The organism is Archangium sp. (assembly GCF_057119385.1).
The window spans coordinates 14,753-34,564 of the sequence record NZ_DBNGVP010000112.1; the positions used below are offsets into that span (position 1 = coordinate 14,753).

Genomic DNA, 19,812 nt, shown 5'->3' on the forward strand with positions numbered 1-19,812 from the left:
CTGTGTTTCGTGCGGGACGCTTCAGGCGGAGAGGTGCTCGATGAGCGTCTTGGTGCCGATGCCGATCAGCACGATGCCGCCGATGATGTCGAGCTTGCCCTCCAGGGACTGTCCGAACCGGCGTCCCACGCTCACGCCCAGCAGGCACAGGGCGAAGGTGACTCCGCCGATGATGGCCGCCGCCGTCACCAGCCGCACGTCGAGCAGCGGCAGCGTGATTCCCGCCGCGAGCGCGTCGATGCTGGTGGCCACCGCCATGAGCGCGAGCGTCCCGAACTGGAACGGGTTGCGCTCGGGGGCCTCGCCCGGCTCCTTCGCGTCGGGAACCCCCGGGTGCTCGTGGGTGATGGCCTCGTGGATCATCTTCCCCCCGATACCCACGAGCAGCACGAAGGCGACCCAGTGGTCCCAGGCGGAGATGACCTTCTCGAACTGGGACCCCAGCGCCCAGCCGATGACCGGCATGACGGCCTGGAAGAGGCCGAACAGGAAGGCGAGCAGCAGGGCGTCTCGTGCGCGGACGCGCGGCGCCGACATGGCGCTCGCGACGGACACGGCCGTGGCGTCCATGGCCAGTCCCAACGCGAGCAACAGCAGTGTCAACAGCGACATGCGGCCCTTTTGCCCCATCCCCGCGTCGCGCGAAAGCACCATGACGATGCTTTCGCCGCTCACAAGGGGGAGCCGTTGTAGGCGCCCGTGGCCGCGCCATAGCCGATGAAGACGCTCACCATGTGGTTGCGCAGCATGGAGCGGGACTCGGCGCCCACCCAGAAGGTGGCGCTGCCGTTGTAGAGGTGGTTGGCGGGGCCGTGGCGGGGGAGGGTGAGGGCGAGCGCCACGCCGAGGGCGAGCTCGTCACTGGTGTGGCCGGCGAGGGAGAGGAGCGGCTGGAAGCCGCTGAAGTGTTCAGCGGGGAGGCTGCCCTCCTCGCCCTGGAGGACGGCGGCGAGCCAGATGGGCCGGGCCCAGACGCGCAGGCGCAGCATGTCGCCCAGGTTCATGGCGGCGGTGGCCTGGAGATTCAGGGTGAAGAAGGCGGGGGAGGCGAGCGGCTTCTGCCCTCCGCCCTGGATGCCGGCACCGCCCAGGAGGCCGAATCCCACGGGGCCCAGCCAGTACCCGAGGCCGAGGCCGAGGCTGTGCTCCCACAGGTCGGTGGGGCCGTACAGGGCGAGGTCGCTGGAGAAGGCCAGGGGAAAGCCCTCGAAGGCGACGCAGTCATAGCGCAGCCGCCCGCCGAGCCGCGGGCCGGGTTCGAGGCCGAGGCCCGGGGCGTTGTCCAGGTGGGTCACGGTGAGGGCGGCGTTCAGGTCACTCAGGACACTGAGGCCCTCGGCGCGCGCGGTGGGCGCGGCAAGGACAGACACGAAGAAGGCAGACACGCGCAGGAGTCGGAACATCCGGGAGGGCCCTTTCACCCGAGGAGGAGACAGGGCGTGAGGGGCCGCCGTCAAGGTGCCGGGCCCTGGGAGGGCGGCGCGTTCCTGGGCAGCACCATCGTGAATGCCGCGCCCTTGCCGGGCTCGCTCTGGACGCGGATCGCACCGCCCATCGCCTCCACGAGGGACTTCGTGATGTAGAGCCCCAGGCCCAATCCCCCGTAGTGGCGCTCGGAGACGGCCCGCGCGAAGCGCTCGAAGATGCGCGTCTGATCCTCCGGGGCGATGCCGATTCCCTTGTCCTCGACGGTCAGCTCCACGTTGTCCGGGTCCGCCACCAGCCGCAGGGACACCGGCTTGCCCGCTCCGTACTTGAGGGCATTGTCCACGAGGTTCACCACCACCTGCTCCAGGCGCGGTGCGTCCCAGCTGCCCGGGAGCGACGGGGGCGCCTCGACGTGCAGCGGTGTGCCCGCCCGGGCCGCCTGCTCCTCGTGCCGTGATGCCACCTCCCGGAGCAGGGCCGCGAAGTCCATGGCGCGGGGGTTCAACACCATCCGGCCCGCGGAGATGCGTGACACGTCCAGCAGATCGCCGATCAGCTCCGCGAGCCGCTTGACCTGGCCGAGCCCCACCGCCACGTGGGCCTGGACCTCGCGCGCGAAGGGAGAGCCGGGCTGTTGGGCGGCGCGCCGGGCCAGCATCTGCAGCTTGAGGGTCAAGGGGGTGAGGGGGGTCTTCAGCTCATGGCTCGCGACGGACAGGAACTCGTCCCGCAGCCGCACGGCCTCCTGGGCGCTCTTGTAGAGCCGCGCGTTGTCCACCGAGAGCGCCACGCGCCGCGCCAGCTCCTCCGCGACGGACTTGTCCGCCGCCGTGTAGTGGCGCCCCGAGCGGGAGGTGAAGAAGCTCATCACTCCGAGCATGCTCTCCCGGGCCACCAGCGGTACCGCGATGCAGGAGCGCGGCCGCGACTGCTCCCGCCGGCACGGGAGCTCCCCGGTCCGCTCGTCCCGCGGGAGGCAGCCGGGCGTGAAGTGCTCGATGAGCAGCGTCGAGGTGCCTTCCGGCATCAGGCTGAAGCGGGGGCCGGGCGGGGCCAGCGTCGTGTCCTCGGACGCGGCGTGCACGGCCCGTACCCGTTGAAAGGAGCCGTCCGCCTGGCGCAGATCGACGAAGCACCAGTCGGCGAACACGGGCACGGCGAGCCCGGCGGCGGCGGTGAGTGTCTCCGTTTCGTCCAACGAGGTGCCCAGCTCGGCTCCCGCGCGCGCCAGCAGCGCCAGCAACTCCTCGCTGCGCTTGCGGTCGGTCATGTCGATGACGGAGCCGATGTAGCCGAGCAACGCGCCCGAGCCGTCGAAGCGGGGCAGGGCCGACACGCTCACCCAGCGGTACTCTCCATCCTCTCGCTGGAGGCGGTGGTCCAGCCGGAGGGGCTCCCGCCGGGAGAGCGCCGCCAGGACGTGCTCCTTCAGCGCCGTCACGTCCTCGGGGTGCACGGCCTCCAGCCAGCGGTGCCCCAGGCTCTCGGCCTCGCCGCGTCCGGTGAAGGCGTACCAGGGGCGGTTGAAGTACGTGCAGCGCAGGGCCTCGTCCGTCATCCCCAGCATGACGGGCGCGTGGTCGGCCATGTTCCGGAAGCGGGCCTCGCTCTCGCGCAGCGCGGCCTCCACCCGCTTGCTCTCGTCGATGTCGATCGACGTCCCGAACCACTTGGCCACGCGGCCGTGCTCATCCTTCCAGGGGATCGTCCGGGTCAGGTGCCAGCGGTAGCTCTGATCCGAGCCCCGCAGGAGCCGGAACTCGCCCTGGAAGGGCTCGCCCCGCTCCAGGCACTGCCGCCACTGCTCGGCATGGGTGGCGAGATCCTCCGGGTGGGTGGCGTGGACCACCTGGTCGAAGTCCAGGCTGCCCCGGGGGAGGCCGGTGTACTCGTACCATTGCCGGTTGTAGAAATCGTTGCGCCCATCGGTTCCGGCGCTCCACACGATGGCCGGGATGGAGTCGGCCAGCCGTTGGAGCCCATTCTCCGCGTCCTCCGCCCGCTTCCGGGCGAGCACCAGCTCCGTCACGTCGAACGCGAAGGTGGCGACTCCCTCCACGCGGTTCTCGGCATCGTACGTGGGTTGGCAGACGAGGTTGAGGAAGGCCTCCCGCGTGGACCCCCGTGGTTGGAGCAACCGCACGGCGACCTCCCTGGCCGAGACGCTCCTCCCCGTGGTGTAGACCTGATCCAGCATCCTCAGCAGCTCGTGGTGCCCGGCCTCGGGCATCACCTCGCGCAAGGGCCTGCCCACCACCTCGCGGCCCGTCATCAGCTCGCCGTTCAGGGCGTTGGACAGCACGCAGACATGCTCGGGCCCCCGGAACAGGGCGATGTACGCTGGCGCATCCTTCAGGAGCGTATGCAGGCGGATGCGCTCCGCCTCGGCCTGCCTCCGGGCGGCGTGCTCGCGCTCGAGCAACTCCACCCGCTCGGCGTTGCTCCTGCGCAGGGTGACGTTCAGCCAGGTGATCAGCGTCGCGATGAGCGCGAAGAGTCCCAGTGTCAGCAGGTTTCCCGCGCGCGGCCCGGACGGCGCTCCGGGGGCCAGGAACAAGCGACCGACGAGCAGGACGGAGAGCGAGATGTTGGCGATGGCCGGCCCCCATCCTCCCCACCACCCCGCCACCATGATGGCGAGGAAGAAGAGCATGAAGGGCGCGATGTGCAGCAGGGGCCAGAGCGCCTGCTCGGCCAGGGCCGCGAGAAGGCAGCTCAGGAGGGCCACCGCATAACGCCCCGGGAGGGAGGCCAGTCGCCGGCGTCCCACGGATGTCCTGGCAGCGCGTGACGCATTGTCTCTCATGACTCCGTAAGCCTTGCCATCTCCTCCATCCCCGCCAATGCCCCTCGGGCCGAGGCGAGACTCGCTCGGGCGTGCGGTCCCGCGGCACCCCCGGATGCACGAAGGCCCCGGGTTCTGGTGAACCCGAGGCCCTCGATACCCTCACCCCGGGGGGCTTGCCCCCCCTTTGAACGACGGGGGGATCCTCTCCCGGAGGGAGAGGGGAGCTGTGCTCGGTGGGGTGTTCTGTGCGGGGAGGCTACGCCGCCGTGCGGTGCATGTACTCGATCAGGTCGATCTTCGTCACGATGGCGAGGATCTTCTCGCCTTCCTTCACCACCGCGACCTTGTCCTGGTTGAAGACCTCGCGCAGCCGGTTGAGGCTCGTCTCCGGCGACACCACGCCCTGCAGCGGCGCCACGATGCTGTCGATGGTGTCCGCGAACTTCGCCTTGTTCGCCACCAGCGCGTTGAGCAGGTCGTACTCGTGGATCATCCCCACCGCCCGGCCGTCCTCGCTCATCACCGGCATCTGGCTGATGCCGTGCTGGCGCATGGCCTCCACCACCTGGTCCACCCGCTGGCCCTTGCGCGCGGTGATCACCGCCCGCTTGCCGCTCAGCAGATCCCGCACCGTGCCCGCGCCCTTCTCCTCCAGGAAGCCGTTGTCGCGCATCCACTCGTCCGAGTGGAACTTGCTGACGTAGCTCATGCCCGTGTCCGGCAGGACGACGACGATCGTCTTGCCCTTGCCCACTTCCTTGGCCAACTGCACCGCCACGTGCACCGCCGCGCCCGCCGAGCCTCCCGCGAAGATGCCCTCCTCGCGCGCCAGCCGCCGCGCCGCCACGAAGCTCTGACGGTCATCCACCTGCCGGATGTCGTCCACCACCTTGAAGTCCATGGCACCGCACAGCATGTCCTCGCCGATGCCCTCGACCTTGTACACGTGCGGCTCGGTCAGCTTCCCCGTCTTGAAGTAGCCCTCGTACACCGAGCCCTCCGGGTCCACGCCCACGTTCTTCAGGCCCGGAATCTTCTCCTTCAGGAACTTGCCCGCGCCGCTCATCGTGCCGCCCGTGCCCAGGCCCGACACGAAGTAGTCGATCTTCCCGTCCGTCTGCTCGTAGATCTCCGGACCGGTGATCTTGTAGTGGGCCTCGATGTTGTCCGGGTTGTGGTACTGGTTGAGCATGAACGCGCCCGGCGTCTCGCGGTGCAGCCGCTTGGCCGTCTCGTAGTAGCTGCGCGGATCCTCGGCCGGCACGTTCGTCGGCGTCACCACCACCTGCGCGCCCATCGCCTTGAGGCGGTTGATCTTCTCCAGCGACATCTTGTCCGGCATCGTGAAGATGCACTTGTAGCCCTTCACCGCCGCCGCCAGCGCCACGCCCATGCCCGTGTTGCCGCTCGTGTTCTCCACGATGGTGCCGCCGGGCTTGAGCTTCCCCTCCTTCTCGGCCTTCTCGATGATGTAGAGGGCCATGCGGTCCTTGATGGACGCGCCGGGGTTCATGAACTCGCACTTGACCAGCACGGTCGCGTCATTGGGGCCCACCAACCGGTTGAGCTTCACCAGGGGCGTGTGGCCGATCGCGGAGAGAATGTTGTCGTGGATTTCCATCTGAAGCTCTCTTGGGGAAGGGAGAAACCGGCGCCCTTATAACTGCCCCGGTGATGCCGGTCGACCTCGGCCGGCTGCCCGCCCCCCTCTTCGAGAGAACACCTTCGAGGTTCTCCCGCTTTCCGACACGGTGCGGCGAAGTCCGGGCCCGGACAGCAGGCGGCCACCCGGGCCCCGGGTTCCTCCTGTCGGGCATACGACCGCTCGTGAAGTGTCCTCGCACAGGAGCTTTGACCCGGGTGCCCGGCACTCCCATACTGCCGCGCCTCCTCTCACGAACCTCCCAGGAGAATCGTCTACTTATGGAAATCGAGGCCGCGCTTCGCGACCAGGTAGGGAAGGCCATCGGCCGCCCCGTTCCCCAGGCCCCCATCAAGAAGCTCAAGGGTGATGCGAGCAACCGCTCGTACTACCGCGTGGGGACGGCCCCCGAGAGCTGGGTGGTCATGGTGATGCCCCTGGATGCCTCGAAGAAGAGCGAGGAGGCCTCCAAGGGCGAGCCGCCCAAGGAGCTGCCCTTCGTCAACGTCCACCGCTACCTGGAGAAGCTCGGCATCCGCGTGCCGCGGATTCTCCGCTTCGACGAGCCCGCCGGGATGATGGTGCTGGAGGACCTGAGCGACATCACCTTCGAGGCGGCGCTCGAGGGCGGCAGGAACAACCAGGCCCTCTACACCCGGGCGGTGGACCTGCTGGCCCGCATGCGCGCCCAGGCCGAGCGGCTGCCGGACCCGGACTGCCTCGCCTTCACCCGCGCCTTCGACGAGGACCTGTACGACTGGGAGCTCCACCACTTCCGCGAGTGGGGCCTCGAGGTGTGGAGCGGCAAGAAGCCCACCGACACCGAGCGCGCCGAGCTGGACCGGACGTTCCGCGACATCGCGAAGCAGCTGGCCGCCGCGCCCCGGGGCTTCACGCACCGCGACTACCAGAGCCGCAACATCATGATGAAGGACGGCGAGCTGGTGGTCATCGACTTCCAGGACGCGCTCCAGGGCCCGCGCCAGTACGATCTGGTGGCGCTGCTGCGCGACAGCTACGTGGAGCTGGACCGGGGCTTCGTGGACACGATGCTGGACCGGTACATCGCCACGTTCGCCGAGGTGACGGGCGAGCGGATCGACCCGAAGTCCTTCAAGGCCTTCTTCGATCTGCTGACCATCCAGCGCAAGCTGAAGGACGCGGGCCGCTTCGAGTTCATCAACCGGGTGAAGGGCAACCCGGGCTTCCTGGTGTCCATCCCCGCGTCGCTGCGCTACGTGCGCGATGCCTTCAAGCTGCGGCCGGAGCTGAGCGGACTGCAGAAGCTGATTGCCAGGTACGTGCCCGAGGTGGGCTGACAGGAAGGGGAGGGGCGGCACATGAAGGCAATGGTCCTCTGCGCGGGGCTGGGTACGCGCCTGCGTCCGTTCACCGAGCGTTGGCCCAAGCCGGCGATGCCGTTCCTCGGGCAGCCCCTGTTCCGCTACCACCTGGCGGTGCTGCGGGCGGCCGGAGTGCAGGGGGTGGGCATCAACACCCACCACCTGCCGGACGTCATGGCGGCCACCGCTCGCGCCGAGTGCGCGCGCGTGGGCCTGCCGCTGCACGTGGTGCACGAGCCCGTCATCCAGGGCACGGGTGGCGGCATCCGGGGCCTGCGCGACTTCCTCGCGGGGGATGACTTCATCGTGTTCAACGGGGACATCCTGTTCCCGGTGGACTTGAGGCCCGTGGTGGCGGCGCACCGGGCCTCGGGCGCGGCGGCCACGATGGTGCTGCTGCCCATGCCGGAGAACGAGAAGTACGCCGCGGTGGAGATGGACGCGCAGCAGCGCGTGCGCCGCATCGCGAGGTTCGGGCCCGGGGGCGAGGGGCTGTCGCCCTGGCACTTCACGGGGGTGCACGTGATGTCCCCGCGTGTCTTCGACTTCATGACGCCCGAGGGCCCCGAGGACATCAACCGCGACGTCTACGTGCGGATGATCGAGGCGGGGCTCATCGTGCGCGGCGAGGTGGTGCGCTCGTACTGGTCCGATCTGGGCACACCCTCGCGCTACCTGTCCACGGTGCGCGATGTGCTCTCCGGGCAGGTGGCGCTGGAGGGGCTGGGCGCGGACTCACCGTTTGTTTCGGCGCCGCGTGCACAGGGGAATTACTGGGCGCATCCGTCCGCCCGCGTGGGTGGGGCCCAGGTGACGGGGCCGGCGCACCTGGACGCGGGGTGCTCGCTGGCGGAGGGGGTGCGCGTGGGGGCCTCGGTGTCCGTGGGCGCGCAGGCGCGCGTGGGCGCGGGGGCCCGGCTCGAGCGCTGCGCCATCCTGGAGGGGACCGAGGTGGCTCCCGGCGAGGAACTGGTCGAGGTGATGGCCTGGGGGGCACACCGGGTGCCCGCGCCGCTCACCCCGTAACTCGCTGCCCATCACGCTGGTTGCGAGTTCTCGCATGACCTGACCGGGGGAGGCGTGGTCTTCCCGCGGCTCTCGGCATCTACTGCTTCCCGGCTCTGCTCTTGTCTGGCCCCGCGGAGTGGGAGGTGCTCGTGAGTGCCGGTCTATCCATGTCTCGGGTCGCGCGGCATCGGGCGGCCCTGATCCTCGTCTGGGTGGTCACGGGATGTGTCACGGAGCCGGCAGGCAGGTGCCTCCCACATTGAATGCGGAGGGGCCACGGTCCGGCCCGTCATCCTCCCTCCAAGCGGTGCCGTCTCATTGCCTGTTGGCGATGAGTGACAGCCCGGCAGCGGGTGGAACGCCCTCTGGCGCGGCCATCCAGGGCTACGATGTCCCCGGCCGGAATCCGGGTTCGCAGACGCCCTGGCAGTTCTTCTTCGGCAACGCCGCACACCGGTTGATTGCGTACATGTACGGCGTGAATCACCCAGGCCATCAGACCTACTACAACAGCAGTACCCTCTACTCGATCATCAGGGACACGCGGCTGGGTGACTCTTCCCGCCTGCTTCCGAATGAGCGCCCGCTACGCCCGGACATCACGGACGTGACCGCCCGGCATCTCTTCGAGATCAAGCTCTGGCATGAGCAGGCCCTCGAGGAAGGCCGACAGGAAGTGCGGACCTACCTTGCCGCGCTGAATCGGGTTGTTGCGCCGGACATGAGCTTCTCGGCAGGAACGGACTTCCGAGGAGAAGTCCTGATCCGTTTCGCGCGAGGGCAATACATCTGGCGCCTGACGTGGTGGGTCGCCGAGCCGGGAGTGGTCCAGTACCGGTGGACGCGTAGCCAGAGGCGCTTCGAGTCCGAGGTGGCGGCGTATGAGGACGGGCAATGGGTGACGCTCATCCAAGAGGAAATGGCTCAGTACGGAGGTTGGGTGGGGCAGGCCGTGGAGGAGATGGTGGAGCGGCGCGAGCGGCTCGCCACCTTCAGCGGGGCCGTTGGCATCGTCATCGAGGTTCTGGGCAACGCCGCGACGGGCTTCTTCTCGGGTGCGATTCTGGGCCGGATGGGCTCGGGTCCTGGGGCGAAGCAGCCCCCCAGCCAGGGAGGAGGGCAGGTCATCCCCTTTCCATCACCTTCGTCACCCATCGCCCCCCCGGTGCGAGTGCCCGCCGCCGCCTCGGGCATGCCCCTTCCTCGCGGATGAGCCGCTTTGATAGGACGCGCTTCATGTCGCCCGGGCCGTCTTCTTCTCTGTGGATGCCGTCCTTCCTTCATGGGGCCTACTCCTCGGTCCAGCGGAAGACGAGGAAGGAGGGGCTGCGGTGTGGCGAGCAGTATCGAGAGGACGGCTCCTTCCCCGTTCCCCGGCAGATGTTGGAGGTCCCCTCCGGAGAGGTGGTGGTGGCGCACGAGGGGGTGGACTTCCAGCGTGAGCGCCCGGCCTGGCGGCTGTACCTGCTGTCCAACCTCAAGCAAGGTTTGTGGGAGGCCCTGGACTGGCCGGGGACGTACGAAGTGGACGACCTCTACGAGGCCACCTGTCGCGAGACGGCCTGGGGAGCGCTGTACTTCGCGATGGGGCGAACAGCTCCGATGAGTGCCGAGCGTGTGGCCCTCCGCCTTCAGGCCGTGCTGCGTTTCTGGGAGCCGCTCCAGTCCGTGCGCTACCTCTTCAGCTCCCCGACGGCCGCGCTCACCTTGGAGGAAGTGATGCGGGCCTCCTGCGACTGGGCGATGGATGCCTGGTGCCCGGAGGGAGATTCCTCGGTCAGGGCGTGCCTGGACGCGGCGGCGGAGCGCATGGGACGTGCGAGCCGGGAGGACAGTCTCGAGGCCATCCTCCGGCAGATGCCCCGTGTTCTCACCTTCGCGCGTGGCTTGAAGCACCAGGAGGTGGTGGCCGACCCGTCATTCCAGCGCCAGCGCTTCTCCCTGCTCGACCCACACGCTTTCGAACGGGTGTCCGGCGCGTGCACGTCGGAACTGCTGGGCCAGGTGTATGCCTGGGACCGGCAGCTCGGAGCGGTCTAGTCGCATTCCGAGCAGCCGCCGCTCACCCCGTGACGCTCAGTTGGCGTGGAAGCGCGCCAGCACGCAGGTGACGTTGTCGTTGCCGCCCGCCGCGTTCGCCATGTCGATGAGCTGCGAGCACGCCTTCTCCAGCTCGTTCGTCCGCGACAGGATCTCCTGCATCTGCGGATCCGTCACCATGCCGGACAGCCCGTCCGAGCACAGCAGGAAGACGTCGCCCTGCTGCGGCTCCACCTTCGCCACGTCCACCTGCACCGTCTCCTTCATCCCCAGCGCGCGGACGATGACGTTCTTGTGCGGGAAGTTCTCGATCTCCTCCGGCGTGAGCTTCTTCGCCTTGAGGTAGTCGTTGAGCAGCGAGTGGTCCTCCGTCACCTGCCGCAGCACGCCCTGGCGGAAGAAGTACACGCGGCTGTCGCCCACGTGCCCCACGTACGCCGCCGCGTCCGTGAAGTGCACCGAGACGATCGTCGTCCCCATGCCCTTGTACTTCTGGTCCGTGCTGGCCTTGTCGAAGATGCTCTTGTTCGCCAGCTTGATGCCCGTGGCCAGCCGGTTCTCGTCGTAGTTGCGGCCCTTCTCCATCTTGAAGGGCCACGTGGCGTCCTCGTCGCGCGACGTCATCCGGAAGAACTCGGCCAGCTCCTCCACGGCGATCTTCGAGGCGATCTCCCCGGAGGAGTGTCCGCCCATCCCGTCGGCGACACAGCACAGGTTCTCGTCGGTCAGAATGAGGTAGTTGTCCTCATTGTGGTTCCGCTTCATCCCGACGTGGGTGTGGCCAGCAACCTCGATGCGCATGCTCGCGGAGTCTCCGACGTGTCCAGGGGGGGCCGTGGACGGGGGGGCAGGTTAACAAAGCGTGACGAAGGGGGTCAAAACCCCAGAAGCCCGGATGGCTGGTCTGTTCACTCCCCTTCGGGGTTCAAACCACCGGCTCGAAGACGAGCCGGTCCCCATCCCGGGTGCCGCTCGCCTGCAGGGCTCCCGCCGGCAGCTCCAGCACCGACTTCGCCTGGAAGTACACCGAGGTCGCTCGCCAGGGGGGCAGGGCCACGAACTGCTTGACGATGACCCCGTCCCGGTCGAGGAAGGCCACGTCGATGGGGATGCGCATGAAGAACGTATGGATGGAGTTGCAGGGCACGATGTGCAGCCCCTCCCCGAAGGCCAGCGACTTGCGGCCCATCAACCCCACGAACCGGTCCGCGAAGGACTCGGCCCGCTCGGCGCGGTCCGCCAACAGCCGCTGCCGTGTCACATTGTTCACCTTCAGGCGCATGCAGCGCCTTCTACCCCATGCTCCAGCCCCTGGCGCGTCCCTTCCACCTCGTCCTCGTCTCCCCCCAGATTCCCCCCAATACGGGCAACATCGCCCGGCTGTGCGCCGTCACCGGCTGCCGCCTCATCCTCGTGGAGCCCCTCGGCTTCTCCATCGATGACCGGCACCTCAAGCGGGCCGGGCTCGACTACTGGGACAAGGTCTTCCTGAAGCTCTACCCGGACTACGACGCCTACCTGGCCGAGTGGCCCTCGGCCAGGCGCTTCCTGTTCTCCGCCCGCGCCGCTACATCCCTGTATGAGGCCCGCTTCGAGGAGGGGGACCACCTCGTCTTCGGCTCGGAGACCCAGGGGCTGCCGCAGGACATCATGGGAGGGGGCTCGGGCACGGCCGTCACCATCCCCATGCTGCCCGAGCGCCGCAGCCTCAACCTGTCCACCGCGGTGGGAATCGCCGCCTATGAGGCCCTGAGACAGGTGCGGTTCGGCGCGGCGGGCGGGCGGACGGGCGGCACGCCGAGTTGAGGGGAGGGGCGGAAGGACTACACTGGGGGCCGCATGCCCCCCTCGCAGGTCGCCGAGACGCTGTACTCCGCCCACAAGTCCCGCTCCACCGGCCGGCTCACGCTGCACGCCGGTGGCCGCGAAGCGCTGCTGTTCCTCCAGGGAGGTGACCTGGTGGGGACGCGGCTCGGCTTCGGCTTCCAGACGCCGGTGCAGGCGCTGATGCAGGCCGGGCGCATCCGCGCCGAGCTGCTGGATGCGCTGTGGGCCCGGGAGAGCGCGGGCTCGCCGGACGAGGAGCTGCTGGAGGAGCTCGGGCTGGCGCCGGACGCGGTGGCGGAGCAGAAGGTGCTCGCCGATGTGCGGCGGTTGAGTCAGCTGGCCGAGCGCGCCGCGTTCGAGGAGGGTGGGGTGGAGGCGATGTTCCGCCCCATTCCGGGGACGCGCGTGGTGCGTGCCGCCCTCGAGCCCGCGGGCGCCGAGGCCCCCGAGCCCCGCATGTACCGCTGCGAGGATCCGGGCCTGTGTGCGCCGTGGGTGGCGAGCGCCGAGGAGATGGCGCTCCTGCTGAAGCTGGCGGAGTTCCAGCGGCTGGAGGCGCTGACACCCGCGCAGGAGGTGCTGCTGCACGTCCTCGAGCGCGAGGGCCTCGTCGAGTCGCTGTCCCTCGAGGCCTGGGAGGCCCGGGAGCGGGCCCGGCGCGAGGAGGAGGCCCGGCGGCGCGCGGAAGAGGAAGCCCGGCGATTGGCCGAGGAGGCGCGGCTCGCCGAGGAGGCCCGGCTGGCGGAAGAGGCTCGGCTCCGGGCGGAGGAAGAGGCCCGGCTGGCCGAGGAGCGGCGGCTGGCGGAAGAGGCGCGGCTGGCGGAAGAGGCCAGACTCGCCGAGGAGGCTCGGCTCCGGGCGGAAGAAGAGGCCAGGCTGGCGGAGGCGGCGCGTCGCGCGGAAGAGGCGCGGCTGGCTGAAGAGGCACGGCTGGCTGAAGAGGCTCGTCTCGCGGAAGAAGCTCGTCTTGCCGAGGAGCGACGGCTGGCGGAAGAGGCCAGACTCGCCGAGGAAGCCCGTCGTCGGGCGGAAGAAGAGGCGCGCCTCGCGGAAGAAGCTCGCCTTGCCGAAGAGGCACGGCTGGCCGAAGAGGCTCGCCGCCTGGCGGAAGAAGCTCGGCTCGCGGAAGAGGCGCGATTGGCTGAAGAGGCGCGTCTCGCCGAAGAGGCGCGTCGCGCGGAAGAGGCCAGACTGGCCGAAGAGGCGCGATTGGCCGAGGAGCGACGGCTGGCCGAAGAGGCTCGCCTTGCGGAAGAGGCCAGACTCGCTGAAGAGGCACGTCGCCGGGCGGAGGAAGAGGCACGGCTCGCGGAAGAGGCACGATTGGCCGAAGAAGCACGTCTGGCTGAAGAGGCCAGGCTTGCGGAAGAGGCCCGTCGCCGCGCGGAAGAAGAGGCACGTCTCGTCGAGGAGGCCAGACTCGCCGAGGAAGCCCGTCGCCGAGCGGAGGAAGAGGCTCGGTTGGCCGAAGAGGCACGTCTCGCCGAAGAGGCACGTCTCGCCGAAGAGGCTCGGTTGGCCGCGGAAGCCCGCCGCCGAGCGGAGGAAGAGGCTCGCCAGGCTGAAGAGGCACGTCTCGCTGAGGAGCAACGGCTCGCGGAGGAGGCACGTCTCGCCGAAGAGGCGCGATTGGCCGAACAGGCTCGGCTCGCGGAGGAGGCTCGGCTGGCCGAAGAGGCCCGTCGCCGCGCGGAAGAAGAGGCACGGCTGGCCGAAGAAGCCAGACTCGCGGAAGAGGTTCGGCTGGCCGAAGAGGCTCGCCTGGCCGAAGAGGCCAGACTCGCCGAGGAAGCCCGCCGCCGAGCGGAAGAAGAGGCTCGACTGGCGGAAGAGGCGCGGCTGGCCGAAGAGGCACGTCTCGCGGAGGAAGCGCGCCTGGCCGAAGAGGCACGGCTGGCCGAGGAGGCTCGTCGGCTCGCGGAAGAAGAGGCGCGCCGCGCGGAGGAAGCTCGACTGGCCGAAGAGGCCCGGCGGGCGGAGGAAGAGGCACGGCTGGCCGAGGTGGCACGTCTCGCCGAGGAGCGACGGCTCGCGGAAGAGGCACGCCTCGCGGAAGAGGCTCGGCTGGCTGAAGAGGCCAGACTCGCCGAGGAAGCCCGCCGCCGCGCGGAAGAAGAGGCTCGCCTGGCGGAAGAGGCGCGGCTGGCCGAAGAGGCACGTCTCGCCGAGGAGCGGCGGCTCGCGGAAGAGGCACGTCTCGCGGAGGAAGCGCGTCTCGCCGAAGAGGCTCGGCTGGCCCAGGAGGCTCGTCGGCTCGCGGAAGAAGAGGCGCGCCGAGCGGAGGAAGCTCGACTGGCCGAAGAGGCTCGGCTCGCGGAGGAAGCGCGGCTGGCCGAAGAGGCGCGTCGTGCCGCCGAGGAGGCAATGCTCGCCGAGGAAGCCCGGCGCCGAGCGGAGGAGGAAGCCCGGCTCGCCGAGGAGGCCCGGCTGGCGGAAGAGGCTCGTCTCGCCGAGCAGGCGCGGCTTCTGGCGGAAGAAGAAGCCCGGCGTGCCGAGGAGGCGCGTCTGGCCGAAGAGGCTCGCCTCGCCGAGGCCGCACGCCTCGCCGAGCAGCAGCGTTTCGCCGAGCAGCGTCGCGTCAACGAGGTCTCCCAACTCTCGGATGTGGCCTTCATCGCCGAGGCGGCCGAGTTGCAGGATGGCGAGTTGATCCTCACCGGTTCGCCGAGCGAGCCGCTGGTGCCCGCGCGTCCGTCCGGAGTCAGCTATCTCTCGGGAGCCGCAGCCGCTCCCGTGGCGGCGGGTCCGCGGACCGACGCCCGCTCCGAGGCCTCTCTCTCCGAGGTCGCGCCCGCCTCCGAGGTCTGGTTCGACGCGGTCCCCGCCGAGAGCACCGCCGAGCTACCCGCGCAGGAGGACACGGAGGGGCTGCGCCTCGCGCGCGAGCAGGCGGATGCCGCGCAGATGCACGACATGGAGGAGGCGATGCGGCGGGCCGGGCCCGCTGCTCCCGAGTCCTGGCTCATCGAGGAGCCCGCTCCCGCGCCCGTGGCCACCGCGTCCGCCGCTCCGGTGTCCCAGGTGGCGGTGGATGAGCTGAGTGCCGATCTGGACTGGGGCGACCTCGTGGCTCCCGAGCCGCCCGCCTCCGCCGCGCCCGTTCCCGTGGCTCCAACGCCCGCCGCGCCGCCCATGGCCGCGCGCCCGCCACCCGCCGCGTCTCCTCCGGCCGCGCGCCCGCCGTCCGCCGCGCCTCCCTCTGCCGCGCCGCCTCGGGCCGCTGTTCCTCCGGGTCTCCGTTCGCCCGCGGCCAGTGCGCCGGCTCCCGTTCCCCCGGGCCTTCGTTCGCCCGTGGCCAGCACGCAGGCTCCCGCGGCCCGTGGGCCGGCTCCCGCCCCCAGCGCACCGGCTCCGGCTGCTCCGACGGCGTTCGTTCCTCCGAACCTGTCGTCCCGCTCCGGTCCTCCCGCTGCCCCCGCTGCCGCTGCCGCTCCTGCCCCGGCTGCCGCTCCTGCCCCCGCTGCTGCTCCCGCCCCCGCTGCCGCGCCTGCTCCCATGCAGCCGCTCAAGCTGGGGCCCGACGCCGCGCGTCCCACGGCGGACGATGATCTCTGGGGAATGGCCTTCGACAACGCTCCCACCGTCGAGGCCGCTGGCGACATCAACGCCTCCTTCGAGGCCGCGTTCCAGCAGGTCGATGCCCACCTGGAGTCTCTCGCCCGCCCGGATGCACCCCAGGCCTCGTCCGCGCCGGTCGCCTCCGCCGTCGCGCCCGCCCCCGTGGCCGCGCCTCCGTCTCCCGCGCCAGCTCCGGCCCCGGCCGCTCCGGCCCAGGCCCGCGACGCCAGCGCGGCCGATGCGTGGGACGACCTGTCCCTCGGCGAGGATGACCTGGCGGATGAGCCCTCCGACGAGGCCGCGAAGGCCCGCCGCCAGGCCCTGCTCCAGCGGGCCGCGCAGCTCGGTTCCCGTCCCGCTCCGCCACCCGGTGCGCCCGCCGCGCCCGCGTCGTCTCCCGCTGGCCCCCCTCAGCTCCTCTCCGAGGAGCAGCAGCTGGCCCAGCTCGCGCAGACCATCGAGAAGCGCTACGAGGAACTGCAGGCCAAGCGTGAGCACTTCACCACGCTGGGTCTCCCCATCGACCCGGAGGTGAAGAAGGAGCAGGTGAAGACCGCGTTCCTCGGGCTCGCCAAGCGCTTCCACCCGGACCGGCTGCCCCCGGCGCTCTCCGCGCTCTCGCCCAAGATGACCGCCGTCTTCGAGGCCATCCGCGACTCCTACGAGGTCCTCTACGACGACAAGCAGCGCGCGGCGTACCTCCAGGAGCTGCGCACCCAGAGCGCGCCGCAGGCGAGCACCCGGCCCCCAGGAGTCGATCCGAACGATCTCTTCAAGATGGGCGAGGTCTTCTTCCGCAAGCGGGACTTCGTGGCCGCGGCCGAGCACTTCGAGCGCGCCTACAACGCCGAGCCCAAGGCGGTGTACCTCGCCGCCCGGGCGTGGGCCATCTACATGGACCCTCAGCGCAAGGCCGAGATCCCCAAGACGAAGCAGATGATGGCCGAGGCGCTCAGGCTGGACGCCAACTGTGATCGAGCGCACTACCAGCTCGGCGTCATCTCCCGCGTCGAGGGCGACATGGCCCGTGCCGAGCGCCACTTCCGCGAGGCGGTGCGCGCCAACCCCAAGCACCTCGAGGCCAACCAGGAGCTGCGCCTGATCGAGATGCGCAAGAAGAATCCGCCTCCCCCCAACAAGAAGGGTGGCCTTTTCGGCTGATCGCCCCCGGCTCGGTTGGACCCCCACGCATCCCCGGGTCCGGAGCCGTGCTTTCCCCGGAATCCCGCCCGCCTGGTTGGGGGCCGTCCGGGGTGCCCGTGCGGGCGGGGAGGGTGCCCGTCTCCCCGGGCGCCAGACGAGGACCCGCCTCCCTCCGCCATTGACATGCCTGGAGAGCGGGCATGATCATCCGCTCTCTTCTCCGCGCCGGGTTCGCCCTGTGAGGCGCCCGCAGCGAAAGGCATTTAAACGTGGCCAAGCAGCACCTGCTCCTGGTCGATGGTGACCCGAAGAGTCTCCGTGTGATGGAGGTCAGCCTGAAGAAGGCCGGCTTCTCCGTGACGACGGCTATCCACGGCAAGGACGCGCTCGAGAAGGTGCAGATCAGCCCGCCGGACCTCGTGCTCGCCGACACGAAGATGCCGGAGATGGACGGCTTCGAGCTGTGCAAGACGCTCAAGTCGGACGAGCGCTACAAGCACATTCCCTACGTCTTCCTCACCAACCAGAAGGCGGTCGAGGCGAAGGTGAAGGGCCTGGAGCTCGGTGGCGACGACTACCTGACCAAGCCCATCTACATCAAAGAGATCGTCACGCGCGTGACGATGATCCTCCAGAAGGCGGACAAGGAGAGGATCGAGCGGCGCGAGACGACCAAGGGCGGGTTCGCGGGCAACCTGGCCGACATGGGCGTGGTGGACCTGGTCCAGACGTTCGAGATCGGCCGCAAGACGGGCACCATCTCCATCAAGGGAGACCGGGTCGCCACCATCTACTTCAAGGAAGGCCGCGTCATCGACGCGGAGATGGGGCGGCTCAAGGGCGAGAACGCCTTCTACCGGCTGCTCAACGCCACCGAGGGCGAGTTCGACGTCCAGTTCACCGCGTTGGACCGGCCCGAGCGCATCGAGGTCTCCACCCAGGGCCTGCTGATGGAGGGCATGCGCCGGCTGGACGAGTGGGGCCGCATGCTCGAGCAGCTGCCTCCGCTGGAGACGGTGTTCGAGATCGACTACCACCAGCTGGCGGACCGGCTCTCGGAGATTCCGGACGAGGTGAACGGGCTGCTGCGGCTCTTCGACGGCAAGCGGAGCCTGAGCCGGGTGGTGGAGGACTCGGACTTCGATGACCTGGCGGCGCTGGGCATCATCAGCAAGCTGTACTTCGAGGGGCTGATCCGCGAGCTGGGCAGCGTCTCGCAGGAGCCGGTGCAGAGCGGCAAGCCCGGCATCGAGGAGTGGCTGCACAACGCGCCGGCGCCGAGCGCCCCGGCCGAGCCCGCGCCGGAGCCGGTGGCCCCCGCGGTGACGCCCGCGCCGGTGCCCGAGGTGGCGCCGGTGGCCGTGGCCGCGCCGGTGGTGGAGCAGCCCGCGCCGGTGCCCGTGGAGGTGCCGGTAGTGCCGCCGGTGGAGCCCATGGCCGAGCCGGAGCAGGTGGCTCCCGCGCAGGCCGCCGCCGGGTCCGACGAGGATCGGCCGCGGCAGCTCGCCAACGTCGTCGTCTTCGAGTCCCGGAAGCGCGCGTCGAACGTTCCCGAGACGGACATCATCGCGCCGCCGCGCTCGGCCGAGGGCTCGTCGTTCCTCGTGGAGCCGGCGCCGGCCCACCGCGCCAAGGAGCTGGAGCGGCGCAGCCTGCTGCTCGACTGGAGCCGGGTGGACGTGGATGGCCTCGGCTCGGCGGGAGGGTGGGGTCCGGGTTGGTCTCCGGCGCCTCGTGCCTCGACGTCTTCCAGTGCACCGGCCTCCACGCCCTCTACGCCCTCCACGCCTCCGTCTCCGTCCGCTCCCGCGGCCCCGGTGGATGCGTCCTCGCGTGGCCCCATCTTCGGCGGGGCCGCCGTGGCCCCCAATCCGTTTCCGCCTGTGCCTCCTCCGGAGCCCGCGACTCCGGCCGAGGAGGTGACGTTGGTGTCGGGCTCGAAGCCCGCTGTCCCCGTCACGCCCGTGTCCTTGCCCGCCGTGGTCGAGAAGCCCGCGGAGCCTCCGGCCGAGAAGCCCCAGCAGCTCGCGCTGCCGCCGTACCCGGGCCATGGTGCGCCCGATCCCGCCGCCGCGTCCAAGCCCGTGGAGCAGCCCCGGCCCGTCGAGACGCCCAAGCCGGAGCCCAGGCCCACGCCGCAGGCCAGCAAGCCCGTGGCGGATGATCCCAAGCCGCGTCCGGTGTCGCCCCGGCCCACGACGCAGCCCAAGACGCCAGCGGCCGGCGTGCAGAACGCGCAGCAGCCGAAGCCGAACCGGACGGGCCTCATCATCGGCGGCATCGTGGCGATCGCCATGGTGGCCGCGGTGGTGGTGTTCACCCAGTCGGGTGGCTCGGACAAGCCCACGCCTCCGCCGCCCGCGCCGAAGCCCGCGCCCACCGAGCAGGTGAAGGCGCCCGAGCCCGAGAACAAGGCCCCCGAGGCGAAGGCCCCGGAGACGAAGCCGGTCGAGACGGCGACGCCCGAGACGAAGCCCGTCGAGACGCCGGCCGCAACGGCCCAGACGGCCGTGACCGACGCGGGGACGCCCGCCAAGACCCCCGAGCAGCCGGCCGTGGCCGCGAATGGCACCGCGCCCACCGAGGATGACGGCAAGGACGACGAGCCGGAGCAGCCCGCGGCGCAGCAACTGAGCCCCGAGGCCCAGTACGCCAACCTGACGCGCCAGGCGAAGAAGCTCATGTCGTCGGGGCGCTACAAGACGGCGGCCTTCTCGTACCGCAAGGCGCTCAACCTCAAGCCGGACTCGGCCGAGGCCAAGGCGGGCCTGGGCATCTCCCTGGTGCGCAGCGACTCGAGCTACCGCGAGGCCGTCAAGCTGCTGGAGGACGCCCTGAAGGACCAGCCGAACAACGCCCACGCCTGGCTGTGCCTGGGCATGGGCCGGCAGATGGTCCAGCAGGACAAGAAGGCAATCGACGCCTACAAGCGCTATCTCTCGTTGGAGCCCAACGGCCAGTACGCCAACGACGTGCGCGCCGCGCTCAAGTCGCTCGGACAGTAGGCGTGGCGGCGGGCTCCTGGTAGAGAGGAA

At 70.1% G+C, this 19,812-nt stretch carries 13 protein-coding genes; 7 read left to right on the forward strand and 6 right to left on the reverse strand.

Going from position 1 to position 19,812, the window contains the following annotated elements:
- Positions 1-21 precede the first annotated feature (21 nt).
- The 4 genes from AC16DP_RS26780 to AC16DP_RS26795 form a co-directional block, all read right to left on the reverse strand.
- On the reverse strand, positions 22-654 hold the full coding sequence (locus AC16DP_RS26780; RefSeq protein ID WP_329732507.1) for a manganese efflux pump MntP: 633 nt from the start codon (positions 652-654) through the stop codon (positions 22-24).
- 17 nt (positions 655-671) lie between these two features.
- Positions 672-1,403, reverse strand: a complete 732-nt coding sequence (locus AC16DP_RS26785; protein ID WP_329732508.1) for a hypothetical protein — start codon at positions 1,401-1,403, stop codon at positions 672-674.
- Between the two features lie 50 nt (positions 1,404-1,453).
- Positions 1,454-4,198: a PAS domain S-box protein gene (locus tag AC16DP_RS26790; RefSeq protein WP_329732509.1), complete on the reverse strand. Its 2,745-nt coding sequence runs from the start codon at positions 4,196-4,198 to the stop codon at positions 1,454-1,456.
- A gap of 274 nt (positions 4,199-4,472) precedes the next feature.
- A complete protein-coding gene (locus AC16DP_RS26795; protein WP_329732510.1) occupies positions 4,473-5,837 on the reverse strand; it encodes a pyridoxal-phosphate dependent enzyme in 1,365 nt (454 codons plus the stop codon).
- A gap of 302 nt (positions 5,838-6,139) precedes the next feature.
- On the opposite strand from AC16DP_RS26795, the gene AC16DP_RS26800 reads away from it, so the two are divergent.
- The 4 genes from AC16DP_RS26800 to AC16DP_RS26815 all read left to right on the forward strand — a co-directional run bounded on the left by AC16DP_RS26800 (position 6,140) and on the right by AC16DP_RS26815 (position 10,249).
- A complete protein-coding gene (locus tag AC16DP_RS26800) occupies positions 6,140-7,177 on the forward strand; it encodes an aminoglycoside phosphotransferase family protein (RefSeq protein WP_329732511.1) in 1,038 nt (345 codons plus the stop codon).
- A 21-nt stretch (positions 7,178-7,198) separates the two neighbouring features.
- Positions 7,199-8,227 carry a sugar phosphate nucleotidyltransferase gene (locus tag AC16DP_RS26805; protein ID WP_329732512.1) on the forward strand — a complete coding sequence of 343 codons (1,029 nt, stop codon included), beginning with the start codon at positions 7,199-7,201 and terminating at the stop codon, positions 8,225-8,227.
- Between the two features lie 313 nt (positions 8,228-8,540).
- Complete coding sequence (locus AC16DP_RS26810; protein ID WP_329732513.1) at positions 8,541-9,422, forward strand: hypothetical protein; 882 nt, start codon at positions 8,541-8,543, stop codon at positions 9,420-9,422.
- A 23-nt stretch (positions 9,423-9,445) separates the two neighbouring features.
- Complete coding sequence (locus AC16DP_RS26815) at positions 9,446-10,249, forward strand: hypothetical protein (protein ID WP_329732514.1); 804 nt, start codon at positions 9,446-9,448, stop codon at positions 10,247-10,249.
- A gap of 36 nt (positions 10,250-10,285) precedes the next feature.
- Here AC16DP_RS26815 and AC16DP_RS26820 read toward each other — a convergent pair whose 3' ends face one another.
- Complete coding sequence (locus AC16DP_RS26820; RefSeq protein ID WP_329732515.1) at positions 10,286-11,050, reverse strand: Stp1/IreP family PP2C-type Ser/Thr phosphatase; 765 nt, start codon at positions 11,048-11,050, stop codon at positions 10,286-10,288.
- Positions 11,051-11,174: 124 nt separating this feature from the next.
- Positions 11,175-11,531, reverse strand: coding sequence for a DUF192 domain-containing protein (locus AC16DP_RS26825; protein ID WP_329732516.1), 357 nt, complete (start codon positions 11,529-11,531; stop codon positions 11,175-11,177).
- Between the two features lie 17 nt (positions 11,532-11,548).
- On the opposite strand from AC16DP_RS26825, the gene AC16DP_RS26830 reads away from it, so the two are divergent.
- From AC16DP_RS26830 to AC16DP_RS26840, 3 genes are all read left to right on the forward strand, one after another.
- Positions 11,549-12,055 carry a tRNA (cytidine(34)-2'-O)-methyltransferase gene (locus tag AC16DP_RS26830; protein ID WP_329732517.1) on the forward strand — a complete coding sequence of 169 codons (507 nt, stop codon included), beginning with the start codon at positions 11,549-11,551 and terminating at the stop codon, positions 12,053-12,055.
- A 33-nt stretch (positions 12,056-12,088) separates the two neighbouring features.
- Entirely contained in the window at positions 12,089-16,795 is a 4,707-nt protein-coding gene (locus AC16DP_RS26835) for a J domain-containing protein (RefSeq protein ID WP_329732518.1), read from the forward strand.
- 251 nt (positions 16,796-17,046) lie between these two features.
- Positions 17,047-19,782 (forward strand): response regulator, encoded by a 2,736-nt coding sequence (locus tag AC16DP_RS26840; RefSeq protein ID WP_329732519.1) that lies wholly within the window; start codon positions 17,047-17,049, stop codon positions 19,780-19,782.
- Positions 19,783-19,812 lie beyond the last annotated feature (30 nt).

What these genes read in the sequence shown, in the direction of transcription:
- AC16DP_RS26830 (WP_329732517.1), top strand. Translation starts at nt 11,549, where the DNA reads ATGCTCCAGCCCCTGGCGCGTCCCTTCCACCTCGTCCTCGTCTCCCCC.
- AC16DP_RS26835 (WP_329732518.1), top strand. Translation starts at nt 12,089, where the DNA reads ATGCCCCCCTCGCAGGTCGCCGAGACGCTGTACTCCGCCCACAAGTCC.
- AC16DP_RS26815 (WP_329732514.1), top strand. Translation starts at nt 9,446, where the DNA reads ATGTCGCCCGGGCCGTCTTCTTCTCTGTGGATGCCGTCCTTCCTTCAT.
- AC16DP_RS26800 (WP_329732511.1), top strand. Translation starts at nt 6,140, where the DNA reads ATGGAAATCGAGGCCGCGCTTCGCGACCAGGTAGGGAAGGCCATCGGC.
- AC16DP_RS26795 (WP_329732510.1), bottom strand. Translation starts at nt 5,837, where the DNA reads ATGGAAATCCACGACAACATTCTCTCCGCGATCGGCCACACGCCCCTG.
- AC16DP_RS26825 (WP_329732516.1), bottom strand. Translation starts at nt 11,531, where the DNA reads ATGCGCCTGAAGGTGAACAATGTGACACGGCAGCGGCTGTTGGCGGAC.
- AC16DP_RS26785 (WP_329732508.1), bottom strand. Translation starts at nt 1,403, where the DNA reads ATGTTCCGACTCCTGCGCGTGTCTGCCTTCTTCGTGTCTGTCCTTGCC.
- AC16DP_RS26805 (WP_329732512.1), top strand. Translation starts at nt 7,199, where the DNA reads ATGAAGGCAATGGTCCTCTGCGCGGGGCTGGGTACGCGCCTGCGTCCG.
- AC16DP_RS26820 (WP_329732515.1), bottom strand. Translation starts at nt 11,050, where the DNA reads ATGCGCATCGAGGTTGCTGGCCACACCCACGTCGGGATGAAGCGGAAC.
- AC16DP_RS26810 (WP_329732513.1), top strand. Translation starts at nt 8,541, where the DNA reads ATGAGTGACAGCCCGGCAGCGGGTGGAACGCCCTCTGGCGCGGCCATC.
- AC16DP_RS26780 (WP_329732507.1), bottom strand. Translation starts at nt 654, where the DNA reads ATGGTGCTTTCGCGCGACGCGGGGATGGGGCAAAAGGGCCGCATGTCG.